This window comes from Amycolatopsis bartoniae (assembly GCF_014191255.1).
Taxonomy (GTDB): Bacteria; Actinomycetota; Actinomycetes; order Mycobacteriales; family Pseudonocardiaceae; genus Amycolatopsis_E; species Amycolatopsis_E bartoniae.
The window spans coordinates 1531648-1551614 of record NZ_JACHWH010000001.1; the positions used below are offsets into that span (position 1 = coordinate 1531648).

A 19967-nucleotide genomic window follows, 5' to 3' on the forward strand; every position below is an offset into this window, starting at 1 on the left:
TAGCATTGTGCGTAGCACTCCGGCCCCGAGAGGTGGACTCCCATGGCACTGATGCCCTTCACCGACTCGATGTTCCTGCTGGTGGAAAGCCGCGAGCACCCGATGCACGTCGGTGGTCTCCAGCTGTTCCGCACCCCCGAGGGCGCCGACCGGGACTACCTGCGCGGGTTACGCGAGGACCTGCTCAAAGCGGACAACGTGCCACCGCTGTTCCGCCGCCGCCCGGCGCGGCCGGTGAACACCGCGGGTTACCTGGCCTGGGCACAGGACTCCGATGTCGACCTCGACTACCATTTCCGCCACTCCGCGCTGCCGCAGCCGGGCCGCATCCGCGAGCTGCTGGAGCTGACGTCGCGCTGGCACAGCACGCTGCTCGACCGGCACCGCCCGCTGTGGGAGATCCACCTCGTGGAAGGGTTGCGGGACGGCCGGTTCGCGATGTACAGCAAGATCCACCACGCCCTGCTGGACGGCGTCTCGGCCCTGCGGCACCTGCAGGGCACGCTGAGCGACGACCCGGACGACCACGACTGCCCGCCGCCGTGGGGTTCGCGCCGCCCGCCGCGTGAGAAGGCGCGCCGCGGCAACCGTTCCCTGCTGGACACCGCGCGCGGGTCTCTGGAACAGCTCGCGGGAGTCGCGCCGGCGGCGCTGCGCGTGGCGCGTGAGGCGTTCCGGGAGCACACGTTGACGTTGCCGATGCAGGCGCCGCGCACGATGTTGAACGTGCCGATCGGCGGGGCCCGCCGGTTCGCGGCGCAGTCCTGGCCGCTCGGGCGGGTGCGGTCGATCGCGGCGAAGACGGGCACGTCCCGCAACGACGTCGTGCTCGCGATGTGCTCGGGCGCGCTGCGCGACTACCTCATCGAGCAGAGCGCGCTGCCGGACGCGCCGCTCGTGGCGATGGTGCCGGTGTCGATGCGCAAGCAGAGCGACACCGAGTCCAGTGGCGGCAACCAGATCGGCGCGGTGCTGTGCAACCTGGCCACCGACAAGACGGACGCGGCGGTCCGGCTCGCGACGATCCACCACTCGATGCGCGAGGCGAAGCGGATCTTCAACCAGCTGACGCCCGTGCAGGCGCTGCTGCTGTCGGGGATCAACGTGGCGCAGCTGGGGGTTGCGACGGTGCCGGGTGTCGTCTCCAACACCCGGCCGCCGTTCAACCTCGTGATCTCGAACGTGCCGGGGCCACGCAAGCAGATGTACTGGAACGGCGCGCACCTCGACGGGATCTACCCCGCGTCGGTGCTGCTGGACGGGCAGGCGCTGAACATCACGCTGACCAACAACGGCGACAACCTCGACTTCGGCATCACCGGCTGCCGCCGCAGCGTTCCGCACCTGCAGCGCCTGCTGCTCCACCTCGACACGGCGCTGTCGGAGCTGGAGGCCGCGGTGGCCTAGGCCACGCCCTCCGGGCTGGCGCCGTCGACCTGCACGCCGCGGGCGGTGATGCGCTCGATCTCGGCGACCTCGTCCGCGGTCAGGTCGACGTCCGCCGCGCCGAGGCTGTCCTCGATGTTCTTCGCCCGGCGGGCGCCGACGATGGCGACGTGCACGCCCGGTTTGTGCAGTGTCCAGGCGATCGCGAGCTGGCTGACGGAGCAACCCTTGTGCTCGGCGAAAAGTTTCAGCTCGTCGACGACTTCGAGGTTGCGGCGCAGGTTGTCGCCCTGGAAGGCGCTGGCGTTGGAGCGCCAGTCGCCGTCCTCGAACTTCGCGTCCGGGGTCAGCGCGCCGGTGAGCAGGCCGCTGCCGAGCGGGCTGTAGACCAGCACGCCGATCTCGTGCTCCCGGCAGTACGGCAGCGGGTCGTCCTCGATCGCGCGCCGGAACAGGTGGTACGGCGGCTGCAGCGTCTCCACGGGACGCGTCCGGTCGAAGGCGGCGAGCTGCGGAGTGTCGTAATTGGACACTCCCACGTGCCGGATCTTGCCCTCGTCGACCAGTTCCTGCAGCGCGCTCGCGGTCTCCTCGGCCGGCGTGTCCGGGTCGGGCCAGTGCACCTGGTAGAGGTCGATGTGGTCGATCTCCAGGTAGCGCAGGCTTTCCTCGACACCCTGGCGCAGCCACGACCGGCGCGCGTCGCGGGGCCGGTCACTGCCCGGGTTGATGCCGCCCTTGGTGGCGATGACAACGCTGTCGCGGTCCCGCTTCAGCTCCTCGCGCAGTGCGCGGCCGAGCAGCGCCTCGGACTTGCCGAACCCGTACGCCTGGGCGGTGTCGAAGAAGTTCACACCCAGCTCGCGTGCGTGCCGGATCGCCCGCACCGCGGCGTCCTCGTCGAACGAGCCCCAGTCCCCGCCGAGCTGCCAGGTGCCGAACGCGATGCGGGAGACCTCCAGCCCGCTCCTGCCCAATGTCGTCGTACGCATGCTTCCAGCTCAGCACAACCGCCGACCGGACGCATCGTGAAGTTGGTCAAGCACCCGCGCGGATAATCGCTTGGCCTCGCCTCGGCCGACGGGCCAGTCTGCTCTCCGTGAACCCGCTGGCGCACGACGACTTCCGGTGGTTGCTGACCGGGCGGACGTGCGGTGAGCTGGGCAACGCGGTCGCGCCGGTGGCACTCGCCTTCGCGGTGCTCGACCGCACCGGATCCGCGGTGGACCTCGGGTTCGTGGTGGGCGCGCGGTCACTGGCCAGTGTGTTGCTGGTCCTGTTCGGCGGGATGCTCGCCGACCGGTTGCCCCGCTCGGTCATCCTGCAGGGCAGCGAACTCGCGTCGGCGCTCACGCAGGCAGTGATCGCCGCGAGTGTCCTCTGTGGATTCGGCTCGGTGCCGCTGCTGGTCGCGCTCAGCCTCGCCAACGGCGCGGTCGCGGCAGTCTCGCTGCCCGCGGCGTCCGCGCTGACCCCGCAGACTGTGCCGGAAAACGTGCTGGCACAAGCGAACGCGTACGTGCGCATCGGGGCGAACCTCGGCCGCTTCACGGGTGCCGCCGTGGGTGGAGTGCTCGTCGCCGGGCTCGGCTCGGGCTGGGCGATCGCCGTCAACGCGTCCCTGTTCCTCTCGGCGGCGCTGAGCTACCGGCGGATCCGCGTGGAACCGGCGGTGGTGCCGTCGTCGCGACCGCTCGCCGAGCTGGCGGAGGGCTGGCGCGAGTTCTCGTCTCGCAGCTGGATCTGGACGGTGGCGGCGCAGTTCTGCGTGGTCAACGCGGTGAACGCGGGCGCGGTGCAGGTGCTCGGTCCGTTGATCGCGGACCACACCATCGGGCGGCGGGCGTGGGGGCTGATACTCGCGGCACAGACGATCGGGGCATTGGCCGGCGGTGTGCTGGCAGCGCGTTGGCAGCCGCGCCGCGCCTTGCTGGTGGGAGTGGCGGTGACGTTCGCCGACGTGCTGCCGCTGGTGTTCCTCGTGCAGGTGCCGCTGGTGCTGCCGCTGCTGGCGGCGGGGTTCGTGAACGGAGTGGCGATCGAGGTGTTCACGGTGGCGTGGGACGTGTCGTTGCAGGAGAACGTTCCCGCGGACCGGCTGTCGCGGGTGTACTCGTACGACCTCCTCGGGTCGATCGTCGCACTACCGGTGGGTGCCGTGGCGGCGGGTCCGCTGGCCGCCCGGTTCGGCACGCAACCCGTGTTGCTGGCCGGCGCGGCGGCGATCGCCGTGGCGACGGCCGGCGCGCTGCTGAACCGGGAAATCCGGATCCTGCGCCGGCGCGGGCCTCGTGCGACTCCCGTCTGATCCCAGCGCCGCGCCTACCCGCCCGAGGCCAGGCGGCTCACGCGGATCGGGCGGATCTCCTCCACCAGTTTCGCCACGGCCAGCACCAGGTCGTCCGAGTGCCGGGGGCCCACGATCTGCAGGCCGACCGGGCGGCCGTCCGACGTGAGGCCCGCCGGGACGCTGATCGCCGGCTGCTGGGTCATGTTGAACGGGTACGTGAACGGCGTCCACTCCGGCCAGCCCGACAGACCGCTACCCGGCGGCACCTCGTGGCCCGCCTCGAACGGCGGGATCCCGACGGTCGGCGTGAGCAGGACGTCGTAGCGCGTGTGGAACTCACCCATCAGGATGCCCAGCGCCGCGCGCTCCGCGTTGGCCGACAGGTAGTCCGCCGCCGAGTACGTCTTGCCCTGCTCCCACACCCGCCGCAGGCCCGGGTCGACCTTCTCCTCCGAGCCCGGCGGGAACGTGTCGAGCCACTGCGCCGCGCCCGTCGACCACAGCACGTCGAAGGCGTCCTTCGGGTCGCCGAAGCCCGGGTCGGTCTCCTCGATCCGCAACCCCGCGTCCGCCAGGCCGTTGACCGCCGAGCGCACCAGCTCCGCCACCTCGGGGTCCACCTTCGCGAACCCGAGCGTCGGGGAGAACGCCGCGATCAGGCCGCGCACGTCGCGCCGCACCGCCTCGCGGTACGCGCTGATGGGCGGCGGCAACGCGGCTGGGTCGCGGTGGTCCGGCAGCGCGAGCACGTCCAGCATCAACGCGACGTCGTCCACCGAACGCGCCATCGGGCCCGCGTGCGACAGCGCGCCGAACGGGCTCGCCGGGTACAGCGGGACGCGGCCGTGCGTCGGCTTGAGCCCGACGATCCCGCAGAACGCCGCGGGAATCCGGATCGAACCGCCGCCGTCGGTGCCGACCGACAGCTCCCCCATCCCGGCCGCGACGGCCGCCGCGCTCCCACCGCTGGACCCACCCGCGGTCAACGCCGGGTCCCACGGGTTGCGCGTGACGCCCGTCAGCGCGCTGTCCGTGACGCCCTTCCACGCCAGCTCCGGCGTGGTGGTCTTGCCCAGCAGCACCAGGCCGTTCTCGCGCAGCCGCGCGGCGACCGGGCTGTCGACGTCCCACGGCTGGTCCGGGTCGATGCAGGTGGAGCCACGCAGGGTGGGCCAGCCCGCGGTGAGGAACATGTCCTTGATCGACGTCGGCACCCCGTCGAGCCAGCCGATCGGGTTGCCCTCACGCCAGCGCGTCTCGGAGGCCTTCGCGCCTTCGAGGGCCACTTCGCGGTCGACGAGGCAGTAGGCGTTCACCTCGCCGTCGCGCTCCTCGATGGCGGTCAGCGCGGCCTCGGTGGCCTCGACCGGCGAAATCTCCCCGGTCGAGTACGCGGCGACCAGCTCACTCGCCGTCAACAGGGTGCTCATGATGCTCCTTGTCACTGCCCCGACGGCACGTAGCCCAGTTGTTTGTCGACGACATTACGAAGCGGGCGGCCGTCGCGCCAGCGGGCGAAGTTGTCGGCGAACACCTCGACGAGCGTGTTGCGCCAGCCCACGAAGTCCCCGGACATGTGCGGGGTCAGCACCACGTTTCCCAGCGTCCACAATGGATGATCGGCGGGCAGCGGCTCGACGTCGAAGACGTCCAGCGCCGCCCCGGCGATCTGCCCCTCCCGCAACGCCGTGACCAGGTCACTCGTCACCACCAGCTCGCCGCGGCCGACGTTGACGAACCGGGCGGCCGGCTTCATCGCCGCGAAGGCGGCCGCGTCGAACATGCCCTTGGTCTGCTCGGTCAGCGGCGCCACGGCGATGACGTAGTCGAACTCGCCCACCCGTGTCGCGAGGTCGGCCGACGCGTACACGGTGCCGAAGTCGGGGTCGCCGTCGCGCTCCCGGCGCCCCATCCCGGACACCACCAGCCCGGCGGCGCGCAGCAGCCGGGCGATGGCCCGGCCGATCGGGCCGGTGCCGACGACGAGCGCGCGGCGGCCCGCGACGCGCTCGCTCTCGCGGTGCTGCCAGCGCCGCTCCCGCTGCAGCTCCAGCGAGCGCGGCAGGTCCTTGGCGAACGCGATGACGACGCCGAGCACGTACTCGGCGATCGAGTCGTCGAACACCCCGCGCGAATTGGTCAGGACCACGTCGCTCTCACGCAGCTCGGGGAACATGACCGGGTCGACGCCGGCGCTCGCGATGTGCACCCAGCGGACGCGGTCGGCCGCGTGCCAGGCGCCGGGCACGGCGGTGGAGAGGAAGTCGTAGACGAACAGCGCGTCGGCTCCGCGCAACGCTTCGGGAAGCCCTTTTTCGTCTGTGTAACGGATTTCGGCCCCGGATTCGATGGGTCCCATGTCCGGGGGGTGCCGATCTCCGCAGAGCACCGCCAGCACCGGAGCCTCCGTGCCGATCATCATTGACACGGTAGGAGCCGGTCGTATGATTGTCAACAATCCGAGGATCCACCCCGGAGGCCTTCGTCCAGAGCGTCACCTTCGGAGCCCAGCCTTGGATTTGGACTTCCCTGTCTTCGACGGCCCACTGGCCCAGCGGGGGATCGGCGTCATCGCGCCGTTCGACCTGGCGTTGGAGCGCGAGCTCTGGCGCTGGGTGCCGATGGAGGTGTCCCTGCACCTCGCCCGCACCCCCTACGAACCCGTGCCGGTGAGCATGGAGATGGCGCAGCTCGTCAGCAACAGCGCCCACCTCGCCGCCGCCACCCGCGACGTGCTTCACGTGGAACCCGAGGTGGTCGCGTACCTGTGCACGTCGGGCAGCTTCGTCAACGGCATCGACTACGAGCGCTCGCTGTGCAAGGCGATCTGCGACGCCGGCGCGCCGGACGCGGTGACCACGTCGGGTGCGCTCGCCGAGGTGCTGCACCAGCTCGACGTGCACCGCGTCTCCGTCATCACCCCGTACGACGCGGACCTCACCGGCAAGCTGCACGAGTTCCTGACCGAGATGAACGTCGAGACGCTCTCCAGCGAGCACCTCGGGCTCGGCGGCGGGATCTGGAAGGTCAGTTACCGCACGATCGCGGAGCGGATCTTCGCCGCCGACCACCCCGACGCCGAGGCGGTCTTCGTCAGCTGCACCAATCTGCCCACGTACGACCTGATCGAGCCGCTGGAGGCGGCGCTCGGCAAGCCGGTGCTTACCGCGAACCAGCTGACCATGTGGGCGTGCCTCAAGCGCATGGAACTTCCGATCGTCGGACCTGGCAAGTGGCTGAAAGAAGTATCGTAGGATTGTCGACAACCTGACTGGAGGTTTGTCCGAATGCCGACTGTCGGATTCATCTACCCCGACCACGCTGCCGAGGACGACTACCCGTTCGCCGAGCAGCTGCTGGGTCCGGGGTTCTCGCTGCCGGTCGAGCACATCTACGGCACCGACCTCCACGCCGTGCCCGAGCTGCTCGACCTGGGCAGCGAGGAGCGGCTGGCCGAAGGCGCGTCGCTGCTGGCGAAGCACGAGCCCGACGTCGTGGTGTGGGCCTGTACGAGCGGCAGCTTCGTCTACCGCTGGGAAGGCGCGCAGGAGCAGGTGGACAAGCTGGCGGCCGTCGCGGGCAAGCCGGCGTCGAGCACGTCGTTCGCGTTCGTGCGGGCGGCGGCGAAGCTGGGCCTGAAGCGCGTCGCCGTGGCGGCGAGCTATCCGGAGGACGTGGCGAAGCTGTTCGTCGAGTTCCTGGGCCGGGGTGGCATCGAAATCGTCGCCATGTCCAGCGCGGGCATCGACACCGCCGCCGAAGTCGGCACACTCGCACCGGAGTCAGTGGTGGATTTCGCGGTTTTTCACGACCATCCGGCCGCGGAAGCGGTGTTGGTCCCCGATACCGCGATGCGAACCCTCGGAGTCATCCCTACGATCGAGGCTCGACTCGGAAAGCCCGTGCTCACGGCCAACCAGGTGACCATCTGGGAAGGCCTGCGGCTGGCAGGCACAGTACCCGAGTCCGTTCAACTGGGGGAGCTTTTCCAATGCCACTGACAGAAATGGAACCCGTGAACCGGGAGTCCACCGCCTCGATCATCGCGCGCCAGCTGCGCGAAGCGATCATGACCGGCTCACTGCCGCCGGGCGCGCAGCTGGGGGAGACCGAGCTGGCCGCGCAGTTCCAGGTGTCGCGCGGGCCGTTGCGCGAAGCGATGCAGCGGCTCGTGTCCGAAGGTCTGCTGCGCAGCGAACCGCACCGCGGGCTGTTCGTGATCGACCTCGAACCCGAGGACATCCAGGACATCTACGCCGCGCGCATGGCGATCGAACGCCAGGCGGTGTTGCGCGTCGTGCGCCGGCCCGACCGTGAAGTGGTGGCCGAAGCGCTCACGGAAACGGTGCACGACATGGCGGACGCGACGGCCGCGCGGGACTGGAGCGGAGTGTCCGAAGCGGACAACCGGTTCCACGAGGTGCTCGTCGCGGCGTCGGGCAGCAAGCGGCTGCAGCGGATGTCGCAGACGTTGCTCACCGAGACACGGATGTGCCTGTCCGCGCTGCGCCTCACGTACGCCGAGGACGAGGAGCGGGTGACCGAGCACATGCAGATCACCGAAGCCATCCGCCGCGGCGAAGGGCAACGCGCGATCGCCCTGCTGGAAACCCACATGGACGACGCCGTGCGGCGGCTCACGCAGGACACCACCGCGCCCGCGTAACGTTCCCCGGCGCGTTCCCGATCCCGGAGCGTGCGCAAGCTCTGGTTGTTCCTGGTCGCGGGTGTGCTCGCGGCGTGCTCCGCCGCCCCGGCGGCGCCCGCCCCCGCTCCACCCTCCCCGTCCCCATCGGTGAGCGACCAGCAGCGGGTGCTGGCCGCGATGCTGACCCGCGACGAGGTGGCCAAGTACGGACTGAACGTCGCGCAGGGCCCCGTCTCCGTGCTGCCCAACGAGACCTCGCGCCCGTCGCTCGGGAAGCCGTGTGGGCAACGGCTGGCGTCGGACGGGCGGATTTCGAGCGCCGCGCAGGCGGACTTGTACACCAGCGACGGTGACGTACACCTGCAGGTGCACCAGGTACTGGCCCGCTACCGAGCTGCGGGGACGACCACGGTTCAGGAGGTCGAGCAGGCGTTGACCTGCAGCCATGACACGGACGCGGTGGGGCTCGCCACGACCGTCACCGGCAAGATCTCCGTGCCGCAGGCGCCCGGCGTCGAGCGGCAGGTGGCGTACTGCGAGGACGACCCTGAGATGGGGTCCCGCCACTGTTACGTGTTCGCGGCCCAGGGCAACTACGCGATGATGCTCGACTTCCAAGCCGTCTCCAGGAATCGCGCCGATGCGAAGAAGCTGCTGGACCAACGCGTCCCCGCGCTGACGCCCGCGCTGGAGACGGTTCTCTCGCGCGGCTGACGGTTTCCGATCTTCACGGGTTGTTCCTCCTTACCTTCGTCACCCCCGTCGCGGATGTCTCCGGGGCGGCGCGTCGGGTTCGGGCTCGTCGCCGAGACCATCGGCAAAGGCGAGGCGCCGGCGCGGACGGTCAGGGCGATCGAGGCCCGCGGCTGAGGCTCAGTCCGCCTCCTCCGGCTGGCGGTCGAACAGGGTGCCGAGCAGCGTCGCCGACGTGGCGGAGCCCAGTGCGATCGTCCAGCCGACCGGGCCCAGTGGCGTGCAGCCGAAGAACCGGCTCACGCCCGGGGTCTGGATCACCAGCGCCAGCGCGGCCGCGGAACCCAGCGACGCCGCGAGCGTCGGCCGGTCCACCCCGCCGGTCACGAGCGTCTGGCCCAGCTGCGTGCCGACGAGGCTCGCCAGCGCGACGGTGCTGGCCCGGCGGCCACGGCCGGTGACCCGCGCGAGGGTCCAGGCCGTGGTCGCGCCCAGGGTCGTGACGCCCGCGCGCACCCCGATGTCACGCTGCAACGCCTTGCCCAGCGAGCTTTCCGGGCCCTCGCTGAGCAGTTCGGTGCCGCCGCTGGGGCGGCGCAACGCGATCGCCAGCGCCGGGGCCAGGTCGGTGAGCAGGTTGACCAGCAGCAGCTGCCGCGCGGTCAGCGGCGAGCGGCCGGTGAGCACGGCACCCAGCACGCTGAACGCGATCTCCCCCAGGTTGCCGCCCAGCAGGATCGCGAGCGCCTCCCGCACCGAGGCCCACATCGCACGCCCTTCGATCAGAGCGGCGATGATCGTCTCCAGCCGGTCGTCGGTCACCACGAGGTCCGCGGCGGCCTTCGCGGCGGGCGTGCCGTGCTCGCCGAGGGCGATACCGACGTCGGCGAGCCGGATCGCCGGGGCGTCGTTGGCCCCGTCGCCCGTCATCGCGACCGTGCGCCCGAGCCGCTGGTACGCCTTGATGATGCGCACCTTCTGCACCGGGCTGCAGCGGGCCACCACGTCGACCGTCCGCAACGTCTCCGCGAGCCGGTCCTCGTCCAGCTCCTCGATCTGCGCGCCGGTCACCACGTGCAGCTGGTCCTTGTCCACCATCACCTCGCTCGCGATGGCCTCACCGGTGTCGGGGTGGTCGCCGGTGATCATCACGATCTGCACGCCCGCCTCCCGCAGCTGCGCGGCCGCGGAGGCGGCACTGCCGCGCACCGGGTCCGCGATCGCCACGAAGCCGCGGAACTCCAGGTCCTCCACCGCGTCCTCGTCCACAGTAGACGAATCGAGCGAGCGCTCGGCCACCGCGAGGACCCGTTGGCCTGCCTGGGTGAGTTTCTTCATGCGCTTCGACAGCCGCCGGTGCGTCGCCTCGTCGAGCGAGCACTTCGGCAGCACGGCCTCCGGCGCCCCCTTGACGCTGAGCACCGTCTCGCCGTCCAGCCGGCAGAGCGTCGCGTGGTAGCCGCGCGACGGCTCGAACGGCACGGCGTCCAGCTGCTCCCACGACCGCTCCCCGGCGTACTCGGCGCTCGACAGCACCGCGCGGTCGGTGGCGTGCGGCAGGTCTGTCGGATTGTCAGCATGAGGAGTGGCGCGAACGGCGACTGCCAACACGTCGGAAAGTTCGCTAGTCAGATTGTCAACAACGCGACGATCCTGTCCGTCGTCGATCTCGTGGACCGTCAGCTTGCCTTCGGTGAGCGTGCCGGTCTTGTCGAAGCACAGCACGTCGACCCGGCCCAGCGCCTCGATGCTGCGCGGGTTGCGCACGAGCGCGTTGTGCTCCGCGAGCCGCCGCGCCGCGGCCAGCTGTGCCGCGTTGACGAGGAACGGCAGCCCTTCCGGCACCGACGCGACCGCGAGGTTGACGGCCGCGGACATGCTCTCGCGCAACGGGATGCCACGCACCAGCCCCGCGCCGGCGACGGCGACCGCCGACCCCAGCGCGGCGGGCATGCTCTTGCGCGTCAGCTCGGCGAGCCGGTTCTCCACACCGGTGTCGGGCGCACCCTCCCTGGCGAGCGCCATGCTGCGCCCGGCCTCGGTGTCGTCGCCTGTCGCGATCACCACCGCGGTGGCCTGTCCCGCCGCGACCGTCGTGCCCTCGTAGAGGATCGACGTCCGGTCCGCGACGTCCGCGGCCACCACCGGCGCGGGGTTCTTGGCGATGGGCAGTGACTCGCCGGTGAGCGAGGACTCGTCCATCTCCAGCGCTTCGCTTGTCAACAATCGGCAATCCGCTGGTACTACATCACCCGAGTCGAGCAGTACCACATCACCACGAACCAGCTCGTCCGCGGCGAGCGTGCGTTCCTCGCCGTCCCGCAGCACGGTGGCCGTGGTCGCCGACCGGTGCAGCAGCTCGGCCAGCTGCCGTTCCGTGCGCACCTGCTGCACGCTGCCGACCACCGCGGACAACGCGGTCACGCCCGCGACGAGCAGCGCGTCCGACGGAGATCCGACGGACGCGGACAGCGCCGCCCCGCCGAGCAGGACCGGCGTCAGCGGGTTCGACAGCTCGGCGATGAAGGCATTGGCGAAACTGGTCTTCTCCTCGCCGCCGCTGGCCCGCGTCCGGCGCCGGACCTCCTGTGTGGACAGTCCGTTGTGGTCGGTTTTCAGGCGCTCCAGCACGATGTCCGCGGGCATCAGGTGCCAGGGCGCCACAGCGCCGTTCAACGCCGGCGGCCGCAGGCGTCCCGCGCGCCGGTGGGCGTTGGCGATCGCCAGCCCGGCGCCGGCGTTCACCGCCCGCAGGCTGCGGCTCGCCGGGCTCGTCCGGCCCCGCTGCAACGCGCTGACCGCGCCCACGCCGCTCGCCCCGGCGGCGAGCCGGATGCCGTCGCGGTCGATGTCGCGGGCCACGCACGTCGCCTCGATCAGCAGCCCGGCGACGGCCAGGTCGTCCCCGACGAGCAGGTGCGCGCCCCACGGCGGCGCCTCGCCGTCCGCGTGCACGCCGACCCCGCAGTCCGACGCGCCCAGCGCCTGCCGGTCGGCGGACACGAGCAGCACGACGTGCCCCTCGGCCTGCAGGTCACGCACCGACGCGACGAGCCGCTTGCCCCCGGGCACGGTCCGGTCCGCGTCGAAGGACGGCTCGTCCCCGTTCGCGCTGACGATGGGCAGGTTCGCGCGCCGGGCCGCGGCGACGAGCGTCGCGATGCCGGGCGGGGTCTCCCGCTTGAGCCCGAGCAGGGCGTGCAGCTCGTCCTCGCGCCACAGGCCGAGGACCGCCGCCGCGCCCTTGCGCAGCAGCTCCTCGCCGTCCTCGCCGGGTTCGTCGAGCGGGGCGAGCCGCCAGCCGTCGGCGCTCCGCTTCTTCCGCGGCCGTTTCGGGTCGAACAGCTGCCACACGCGGTCGACGAGACCGGCCTCGTCGGAAAGCGCTTTCAGCTCGCTCGGCGCCATGCGCCCGGTGTCGAGCGCGCCCTCGTCGACAACCACCATGTCGACCGTGTCGAGGCGCCGTAGTACGGCGCGGTCCATCACGAGCGTGCCGTGCCGCGCCAGCACCCGCCCGAGGTGGGCCCCGAACGCCGCGCGCCCCGCCTCCGCCGCCTTGGGCAGCGACGCGAGCCCGATCCCCAGCGCTCGCCGCGGCCCGAACGGCAGCATCACGGCGGTCGCCGCGGCGCCGGCGGCCAGTACCTTGCGCTCGTAGTCCTCCACCGGGCCGTCCGGCAGCGGCCGCGGCCGTTCGACGACCACGGGGTCCGCGGCGGCGTCCTCGGGACCGGTGATCAGGCTGCTTTCCGCGGCGCACCAAGCCTTCGAGTAGGCGCGCGCCTCCCGCCACTGCTCGACGCGCTGCACGGTGTCCAGCAGGGTGCCCTCGCCGCCGGCGGCGAGCCCGTGCCCGAGCGCGGCGGCGATGGAGGTGGCCGTGTCGGCGCGCTCCCCGCTGCCCGCCCGCTTCGCGGCGAGCTCGCGCAGCTTCGGGTGCAGGTCGAGGACGCTGGGCAACGCGGCCAGTTCCGCGGGCAGCGGCGCCCACGGCGCGACGCGGGTGATCGCCGACAACCCGAGCCCAATGGCGTTCGCGGCGAGCGTCGGCAACAGGCGCGTGCCGCGCACGCCGTCCGCGGGATGGTGGAGTTCGTCCTCGGCGACGAGTTCCTGCTCGGTGTCCGGTTCGGCCTCGGCGCGCTCGACGACGCGTACCAGGTCCTCGGTCCGCGGCGCGGGGTCGTCGACGGCGATGATCACCCGGGAGGAGGGCGCGTTGACGCGCGCCCAGTGCACGCCCTCGTGCTTCTCCAGCTCCCGCTCGATGCGGCGCGCGACGCGTTCGCCGCCCGCGCCGTGCACCCCGTGCGCCTCGACGTGCAACCGTCCAGGGCAGGACCACACCTGCCGTCGCTGCCGTCCCCCCAGCACACCACGCACGGTGCCGGCGATCGCACCGACAGTCGACAACGGTCCCGGCACCCGCACGCCGAGCAACTCCATTGGCACCTCCCTCTCCCGTGCCAGGAAAGGTGCCCAGAAACCGCCGTTCTATGCCTGCACGGCGTCCGCGATCGCCGAACCGAGTTCTGCCGTCGTCGCCTTGCCGCCGAGGTCCGGGGTCGCCACCTCGCCCGTCGCGAGGACCTGCTCGACCGCCGTGTAGACGGCTCGGGCGGCTTCGGCCTCCCCGAGGTGTTCCAGCATCATCGTGCCCGCGAGGATCTGCGCCACCGGGTTCGCGATGCCCTGACCGGCGATGTCCGGCGCGCTGCCGTGCACCGCCTCGAACATCGACGGGTGCTCGCGCGCCGGGTTGATGTTGCCCGACGGCGCCATGCCCAGCCCGCCGGTGACCGCCGCCGCGAGGTCGCTCAGGATGTCGCCGAACAGGTTCGACCCCACCACCACGTCGATCCGCTCCGGCTGCTGCACCATCCGCGCGGCCAGCGCGTCGATGTGGCACTGTTCACTGTGGACGGTCGGGAACTCCTCGGCCACCTCGGCGAAGATCTCGTCCCAGAACGGCATGGTGTGGATGATCCCGTTGGACTTCGTCGCCGACACCACCCGGCCCGTGCGCGTCTGCGCCAGCTCGAACGCGTACCGGACGATCCGCTCGACCCCGACCCGCGTGAACACCGACTCCTGCAGCGCGAACTCGCCCGGCAGCCCGCGGTTCTGCCGCCCGCCCAGCTCGGAGTACTCGCCCTCGGAGTTCTCCCGGACGATCACCATCTCCAGCTCGTCGGCCGTGCGGTCCCTGAGCACCGACGTGGTGCCCGGCAGCAGCCGCACCGGCCGCAGGTTGACGTACTGCGAGAACGCGCGCCGCACCGGGATCAGCAGTCCCCACAGCGAAACGTGGTCCGGCACGCCGGGGAAGCCGACCGCGCCGAGCAGGATCTGGTCGAACCCCGCCAGCTGCTCGATCCCGTCCTCCGGCATCATCCGGCCGGTCTCGAGGTAGCGCTCGCAGCTCCAGTCGAACTCGGTCCACTCCAGCCCGAACTCGAACCGCCGCGCGGCGCGGTCCAGCACCTTGCGGGCCTCGGCCTGGACGTCCACGCCGATGCCGTCGCCGGGGATGCTGGCGATCCGGTAGGTGTTCACAGTGCGACCGCCACGTACTTGATCTCCAGGAACTCGTCGATACCGACCCCGCCGCCCTCACGGCCCAGCCCGGACTGCTTGACCCCGCCGAACGGCGCGGCCGGGTTGGACACGATGCCCTGGTTCAGCCCGATCATGCCGGCCTCCAGGTTCTCCGAGACGCGCAGCGCGCGCTTGAGGTCGTTGGTGAAGACGTAACTGACCAGACCGTACTCGGTGTCGTTCGCGGCGGCGACCGCTTCGTCCTCGGTGTCGAAGACGGTGATCGGCGCCACCGGCCCGAAGATCTCCTCGCTCGCCATGCGCGCGTCGCGCGGCACGCCGGTGAGCACGGTGGCCTGGTAGAAGTTGCCCGGCCCGTCGACGGCCGCGCCGCCGGTGAGCACCTGCGCGCCGCGCTCGGTCGCGTCCCCCACCAGCTCGGTGACCTTCCGCACGGCATCGGAGTCGATCAGCGGGCCGACGACGACGCCCGTCTCGGTGCCGCGGCCCATCGGCAGGGCAGCCATGCGCTCGGTGAGCCGGCGGGCGAACTCGTCGGCGACGCCGCGCTGCACGTAGAACCGGTTGGCCGCCGTGCACGCCTCGCCGATGTTGCGCATCTTCGCCTGCATCGCGCCGTCGACCGCGGCGTCGAGGTCCGCGTCGTCGAACACCAGGAACGGCGCGTTGCCGCCCAGTTCCATCGACGTGCGCAGCACCTTGTCCGCGCACTGCTCCAGCAGCTTCTTGCCCACCGCGGTCGAGCCGGTGAACGACAGCTTGCGCGCGCGGCCGTCGCGGATCAGCGGTTCCATCACGCCGCCGGGGTCGGTGGTGGTGACGACGTTGAGCACGCCCGCGGGCAGCCCGGCCTCGGCGAGGATCGCGGCGAGGGCGAGCATCGACAGCGGGGTCTGCTCGGCGGGCTTGATCACCATCGTGCAGCCCGCGGCGATCGCCGGGCCGATCTTGCGCCCGCCCATGGCCATCGGGAAGTTCCACGGCGTGATCAGCAGCGTGGGGCCGACGGGCTGCTTGGTCACCAGGAACCGCCCGGCGCCGTTGGGCGCGACCTGGTAGCCGCCGTCGATGCGCACGGCCTCCTCGGAGAACCAGCGGAAGAACTCGGCGGCGTAGGCGATTTCGCCCTTCGCCTCGGCGAGCGGCTTGCCCATCTCCAGCGTCATCAGCAGGCCGAGTTCGTCGGTGCGCGCGAGCAGCAGCTCGTAGGCCCGGCGCAGGATCTCGCTGCGCTCGCGCGGCGCGGTGCGGGCCCAGTCGGCCTGCGCGGCGACGGCGGCGTCGAGCGCGGCGCGCCCGTCCTGCGGCGTCGCGTCGGCGACCTCGCACAGCACCTCGCCGGTGGCCGGGTCCTCGACGGCGAACGTCCGCCCGCCCGTGGCCGGCACCCACTTGCCGCCGACGAACAGCTCCTTCGCCACGGCCTCGACCACGCTCGTTTCGCTCACGTCCGCCTCCCGGTTCATTGCGCCTCGTCAGAGCCCATGCTATGCATATTGTCAACAATCTACAACCGGCCGGAGGAGCTGTTCATGGCCCAGCTGTCCCCCCTACTCAAGCAAGCCACTCCGGTCGTCGTCGACCACGGCGAAGGCGCTTACCTCTACGACGTGGACGGCCGGCGGCACCTGGACTTCACGGCCGGGATCGGCGTCACCAGCACCGGGCACTGCCACCCGAAGGTGGTCGCGGCGGCGCGGGAGCAGATCGGCAAGCTGGTCCACGGGCAGTACACGACCGTCATGCACCAGCCGCTGCTCAAGCTCGTCGAGCGGCTCGGCGACGTCCTGCCCGCCGGGCTCGACTCGCTGTTCTTCGCGAACTCCGGCAGCGAAGCGGTCGAGGCCGCGCTCCGGCTTTCGCGACAGGCGACCGGGCGGCCGAACGTGATCGTCTTCCAGGGCGGCTTCCACGGCCGCACCGTCGCCACGGCGACCATGACCACGTCGGGCACCCGGTTCAGCGCGGGCATCTCACCGCTCATGGGCGGCGTCCACGTGGCGCCGTTCCCGTACGCCTACCACTACGGCTGGGACGAGCAGACCGCGACGAAGTTCTGCCTGCGCGAGCTGGACTACCTGTTCGCCACCGTCAGTGCGCCCAGCGAGACCGCGGCTTTCGTCGTCGAGCCGGTCCTCGGCGAGGGCGGCTACGTGCCGGCGAACACCGAGTTCCTCCGCGGCCTGCGGGAGCGCGCGGACGAGCACGGGATCCTGCTCGTGATCGACGAGATCCAGACCGGTTTCGGCCGTACCGGGCGGTTCTGGGGGCACGACCACTTCGACGTCCGGCCGGACGTCGTCACCATCGCGAAGGGCCTGGCCAGCGGCTTCCCCCTGTCCGGCATCGCCGCGTCGCAGGAGCTGATGGCGAAGGCGTACCCCGGTTCGCAGGGCGGAACCTACGGCGGCAACGCGGTTTCGTGCGCCGCGGCACTGGCCACTTTGGACGTCATCGAGGAGGAGGGGCTGGTCGCGAACGCGGCGGCGCGCGGGCAGCAGCTGCTCGAAGGCGCGCGGCTGATCGGTGACAAGACCCCGCAGATCGGTGACGTGCGCGGGCTCGGCCTGCTGGTGGGCTCGGAGTTCACCACGGCCGACGGCAAGCCCGACAACGCGACCGCGCAGGCCGCGCAGCAGGAGGCCGCCCGGCGCGGGCTGCTGATGCTGACCTGCGGCGCGTACATGAACGTCGTCCGGATGATCCCGCCGCTGGTGGTGAGCGCGGAGCAGATCGACGACGCCCTCGCCATCTGGAGCGAGACCGTCGCGGCCGTCACCAAGTGAGGAGAAACGTGGCCCGCTACATCACCATCAGCCTCGACAAGCGCGGCGTGTCCTGCCGTGCCGTGCTGCTCGACGAGGAAGCGCCCCGCACGTGCGAAGCGGTGTGGAACGCGCTTCCGCGGACCGGTTCTGCCTACCACGCGAAGTACGCGCGGAACGAGGTGTACACGCTGGTTCCGCCGTTCGACCCGAAGCCGGGGCGGGAGAACTCGACGATCACCCCCATTCCCGGCGATGTCGTCTATTTCGGGTTCGAGGCGTGGGAAATCGGCAACACCGCCTACGGCTACGAGGAATCCAGCGAAGCGCACGGCGACGGCGGCGCGACGGACCTCGCCTTTTTCTACGGCCGGAACAACCTGCTGATCAACGGCGACGCGGGGTGGGTGCCGGGCAACGTGTTCGCCTCGATCGTCGAGGGACTGCCCGAAATGGCGGCCGCCTCGCAGGACCTGTGGCTGCGCGGCGTCGAGGGCGAGACCATCACCTACGCCCGCGTGGAGTGACAGCCGGTGAAGGGCGCCGGAGCTCCGGCGCCCTTCACCCGTTCGCATGAAAGCAGCAGAATCACCAACCGTGGTAACGGCTTCACCCGTTCGGGAGTGTGTCGAGCCCGGTTGCCGCATCAAGATCGTCATTACCCCACGTCACTCCTTCGGGGCGTGCTACCGGACGTGTCGCTACCCGTCCGTGTGAGACCCGGTGAGAAACACGAAAGTGTTACACGTTTAGCCTAAGGGGCTTGCGGCGCCGGGCGGTAAGCGCTTTCCCTGCGGTAGCCCCGTTTTGACAGCGCCCCGGACCGGATGGAAATCTCCTCCTCGCTTTCGAAAGCAAGGGCACATTCGAAGAAACTCTTAAGGAGCTTTTCCATGCACGCGTTCGGTGCGCACTTCCACTACTGCCACGACATCCTCACCCACGTGGCTGCTGGTCTGGTCCACTTCGTGGGCTGGCTGGTCTGATTTCCTGACGCATCGGGTGCGGGACCGGAACGTTGGCGCGGACCGGTCCCGCCTCCGCGGCGGGAAGAGGAATTCCGAAATGAGACCCGGACGTGCTCGCCGTGCAGGTGGGTTCCCGTGGCGAGTACGTCCTTCCCTGCGCCGGTGCACCTTCACCCGGCGCCGGCCCACGCCGCACCACCGCTTCCTCCGCCGGCTACCTCCCGCCGTACTAGGCTGCGATCGACAGCGGTGCGGGTACGGGAGAGGCGGGTGCACGTCATGGTCGACGTCGCGGCGCGGTTCGCCGAGATCGTGGGAGCGGACCGGCTGCTCACCGGGGAACGGGTGAGCGAGGACTACGCGCACGACGAGTCCCTGACCTGTGAACCCCGCAAACCGGCGTATGTGGCCAAACCGGCAACCGCCGAGGAGGTCTCCGCCCTGCTGGTCGCCGCCGCGGAGCACTCCGTGCCCGTCACGGCCCGCGGCTCGGGCAGCGGCCTGTCGGGCGCCGCGCGCCCCCGTGAGGACGGGCTGCTGATCTCGTTCGAGCGCATGAACGCCGTACTGGAGATCGACACCGGCAACCAGGTCGCCGTGGTGCAGCCCGGCGTCACCCTCGCCGAGCTCGACGAGCGGACCGCCGCCGCCGGGCTCGCGTACACCGTCTACCCCGGCGAGCTGAGCGCGTCCGTCGGCGGCACGGTCGGCACGAACGCCGGCGGGATGCGGGCGGTGAAGTACGGCGTCACGCGGCACAACGTCTTGGGGTTGCAGGCGGTGCTGCCCACCGGCGAGATCATCCGCACCGGCGGGAAGACGTCGAAGATCTCCACCGGGTACGACCTCACGCAGCTGATCATCGGCTCCGAGGGCACGCTCGCGCTGGCCACCGAGATCATCGTCAAGCTGCACCCCCGGCTGCCGCACGCGGCGACGGTCCTCGCGCCGTTCGGTGACCTGACACAGGTGATGGAGGCTGTGCCGCGCATCCTCGCGAGCGGTTTGACGCCGAACATCCTGGAGTACATCGACAACCTCACGATGGCCGCGATCACCTACAACGAGAAGCTGTCGCTCGGCGTGCCGGACTCGGTGCGCGACGCGGCGCAGGCGTATCTGGTGGTGGGCCTGGAAAACCGGGACGCCGACCGCCTCGAAGGTGACGTCGAGCGGACCGGGGAGCTGCTCGGTGAGCTCGGGGCCGCGGACGTGTACGTGCTCGAAGGGGGGTCCGCGCGGAAGCTGATCGAGGCGCGGGAAAAGGCTTTCTGGACGGCGAAGGCCGCGGGCGCCGACGACGTGATCGACGTCGTGGTGCCGCGCACGGAGATGCCCGGTTTCCTCGCGAAGGTACGCGAACTGGCCACGGCCGCCGAGGCGGGCGCGGTCGGCTGCGGGCACGCCGGCGACGGGAACGTGCACCTCGGGATCTTCTGCAAGGACAACGAAAAACGGCAGCGGCTGCTGCACGACATCTTCGCCGCGGGCATGGCCTGCGGCGGCGCGATCTCCGGCGAGCACGGCATCGGCACCGCCAAGCTGAGCCACTTCCTGGACCTGGAGGACCCGGCGAAGGTCGCGCTGATGCGCCGCCTCAAGCAGGCCTTCGATCCCACCGACACCCTCAACCCCGGCGTCCTTTTCGGTTAGGA

At 71.0% G+C, this 19967-nt stretch carries 15 protein-coding genes; 9 read left to right on the forward strand and 6 right to left on the reverse strand.

The window, feature by feature from the left end; translation table 11 throughout:
• The first annotated feature begins 42 nt into the window (after nucleotides 1-42).
• Nucleotides 43-1407 (forward strand): WS/DGAT/MGAT family O-acyltransferase, encoded by a 1365-nt coding sequence (locus FHX82_RS07465; RefSeq protein ID WP_145937694.1) that lies wholly within the window; start codon nucleotides 43-45, stop codon nucleotides 1405-1407.
• On the opposite strand, the gene FHX82_RS07470 is transcribed toward FHX82_RS07465, so the two are convergent.
• Nucleotides 1404-2378 (reverse strand): aldo/keto reductase, encoded by a 975-nt coding sequence (locus tag FHX82_RS07470; protein ID WP_145937695.1) that lies wholly within the window; start codon nucleotides 2376-2378, stop codon nucleotides 1404-1406. The genes FHX82_RS07465 and FHX82_RS07470 overlap by 4 nt on opposite strands.
• A gap of 107 nt (nucleotides 2379-2485) precedes the next feature.
• Here FHX82_RS07470 and FHX82_RS07475 point away from each other — a divergent pair, with 107 nt between their 5' ends.
• Nucleotides 2486-3694 carry an MFS transporter gene (locus FHX82_RS07475; RefSeq protein WP_444541918.1) on the forward strand — a complete coding sequence of 403 codons (1209 nt, stop codon included), beginning with the start codon at nucleotides 2486-2488 and terminating at the stop codon, nucleotides 3692-3694.
• A gap of 14 nt (nucleotides 3695-3708) precedes the next feature.
• Here FHX82_RS07475 and FHX82_RS07480 read toward each other — a convergent pair whose 3' ends face one another.
• The gene (locus tag FHX82_RS07480) at nucleotides 3709-5106 is read right to left on the reverse strand and encodes an amidase (RefSeq protein ID WP_221215350.1); all 1398 of its coding nucleotides are present in this window, start codon (nucleotides 5104-5106) and stop codon (nucleotides 3709-3711) included.
• Between the two features lie 11 nt (nucleotides 5107-5117).
• Nucleotides 5118-6095 carry a D-2-hydroxyacid dehydrogenase gene (locus FHX82_RS07485; RefSeq protein WP_145937697.1) on the reverse strand — a complete coding sequence of 326 codons (978 nt, stop codon included), beginning with the start codon at nucleotides 6093-6095 and terminating at the stop codon, nucleotides 5118-5120.
• Between the two features lie 94 nt (nucleotides 6096-6189).
• On the opposite strand from FHX82_RS07485, the gene FHX82_RS07490 reads away from it, so the two are divergent.
• The 4 genes from FHX82_RS07490 to FHX82_RS07505 are packed head-to-tail and all read left to right on the forward strand — an operon-like array spanning nucleotide 6190 to nucleotide 9038.
• A complete protein-coding gene (locus FHX82_RS07490) occupies nucleotides 6190-6930 on the forward strand; it encodes a maleate cis-trans isomerase family protein (protein ID WP_145937698.1) in 741 nt (246 codons plus the stop codon).
• A gap of 33 nt (nucleotides 6931-6963) precedes the next feature.
• The gene (locus tag FHX82_RS07495; RefSeq protein WP_145937699.1) at nucleotides 6964-7677 is read left to right on the forward strand and encodes a maleate cis-trans isomerase family protein; all 714 of its coding nucleotides are present in this window, start codon (nucleotides 6964-6966) and stop codon (nucleotides 7675-7677) included.
• Nucleotides 7668-8342 carry a GntR family transcriptional regulator gene (locus FHX82_RS07500; protein ID WP_145937700.1) on the forward strand — a complete coding sequence of 225 codons (675 nt, stop codon included), beginning with the start codon at nucleotides 7668-7670 and terminating at the stop codon, nucleotides 8340-8342. The genes FHX82_RS07495 and FHX82_RS07500 overlap by 10 nt, the downstream gene beginning before the upstream one ends.
• A 30-nt stretch (nucleotides 8343-8372) precedes the next feature.
• A complete protein-coding gene (locus FHX82_RS07505) occupies nucleotides 8373-9038 on the forward strand; it encodes a hypothetical protein (RefSeq protein ID WP_183176507.1) in 666 nt (221 codons plus the stop codon).
• 159 nt (nucleotides 9039-9197) lie between these two features.
• Here FHX82_RS07505 and FHX82_RS07510 read toward each other — a convergent pair whose 3' ends face one another.
• Genes FHX82_RS07510 through FHX82_RS07520 form a run of 3 tightly spaced genes read right to left on the reverse strand, consistent with a single transcriptional unit; the run spans nucleotide 9198 to nucleotide 16045 of the window.
• A complete protein-coding gene (locus FHX82_RS07510; RefSeq protein WP_145937796.1) occupies nucleotides 9198-13466 on the reverse strand; it encodes an HAD-IC family P-type ATPase in 4269 nt (1422 codons plus the stop codon).
• A 48-nt stretch (nucleotides 13467-13514) separates the two neighbouring features.
• The gene (locus FHX82_RS07515; protein WP_145937797.1) at nucleotides 13515-14576 is read right to left on the reverse strand and encodes a tartrate dehydrogenase; all 1062 of its coding nucleotides are present in this window, start codon (nucleotides 14574-14576) and stop codon (nucleotides 13515-13517) included.
• Nucleotides 14573-16045, reverse strand: coding sequence for an NAD-dependent succinate-semialdehyde dehydrogenase (locus FHX82_RS07520; RefSeq protein WP_145937798.1), 1473 nt, complete (start codon nucleotides 16043-16045; stop codon nucleotides 14573-14575). Before FHX82_RS07520 ends, FHX82_RS07515 begins: the two co-directional genes overlap by 4 nt.
• Nucleotides 16046-16111: 66 nt before the next feature.
• Between FHX82_RS07520 and FHX82_RS07525 the strand changes: the two genes are divergently transcribed.
• From FHX82_RS07525 to FHX82_RS07535, 3 genes are all read left to right on the forward strand, one after another.
• Nucleotides 16112-17365, forward strand: a complete 1254-nt coding sequence (locus tag FHX82_RS07525) for an aspartate aminotransferase family protein (protein WP_145937826.1) — start codon at nucleotides 16112-16114, stop codon at nucleotides 17363-17365.
• A gap of 8 nt (nucleotides 17366-17373) precedes the next feature.
• Nucleotides 17374-17871: a DUF3830 family protein gene (locus FHX82_RS07530; protein ID WP_145937799.1), complete on the forward strand. Its 498-nt coding sequence runs from the start codon at nucleotides 17374-17376 to the stop codon at nucleotides 17869-17871.
• A 720-nt stretch (nucleotides 17872-18591) separates the two neighbouring features.
• Entirely contained in the window at nucleotides 18592-19965 is a 1374-nt protein-coding gene (locus FHX82_RS07535) for an FAD-binding oxidoreductase (protein ID WP_145937827.1), read from the forward strand.
• Nucleotides 19966-19967 lie beyond the last annotated feature (2 nt).

Coding starts and splice junctions, on each gene's coding strand:
- FHX82_RS07500 (WP_145937700.1), top strand. CDS start 7,668: ATGCCACTGACAGAAATGGAACCCGTGAACCGGGAGTCCACCGCCTCG.
- FHX82_RS07495 (WP_145937699.1), top strand. CDS start 6,964: ATGCCGACTGTCGGATTCATCTACCCCGACCACGCTGCCGAGGACGAC.
- FHX82_RS07480 (WP_221215350.1), bottom strand. CDS start 5,106: ATGAGCACCCTGTTGACGGCGAGTGAGCTGGTCGCCGCGTACTCGACC.
- FHX82_RS07520 (WP_145937798.1), bottom strand. CDS start 16,045: ATGAACCGGGAGGCGGACGTGAGCGAAACGAGCGTGGTCGAGGCCGTG.
- FHX82_RS07510 (WP_145937796.1), bottom strand. CDS start 13,466: ATGGAGTTGCTCGGCGTGCGGGTGCCGGGACCGTTGTCGACTGTCGGT.
- FHX82_RS07535 (WP_145937827.1), top strand. CDS start 18,592: ATGGTCGACGTCGCGGCGCGGTTCGCCGAGATCGTGGGAGCGGACCGG.
- FHX82_RS07525 (WP_145937826.1), top strand. CDS start 16,112: ATGGCCCAGCTGTCCCCCCTACTCAAGCAAGCCACTCCGGTCGTCGTC.
- FHX82_RS07485 (WP_145937697.1), bottom strand. CDS start 6,095: ATGATCGGCACGGAGGCTCCGGTGCTGGCGGTGCTCTGCGGAGATCGG.
- FHX82_RS07465 (WP_145937694.1), top strand. CDS start 43: ATGGCACTGATGCCCTTCACCGACTCGATGTTCCTGCTGGTGGAAAGC.
- FHX82_RS07470 (WP_145937695.1), bottom strand. CDS start 2,378: ATGCGTACGACGACATTGGGCAGGAGCGGGCTGGAGGTCTCCCGCATC.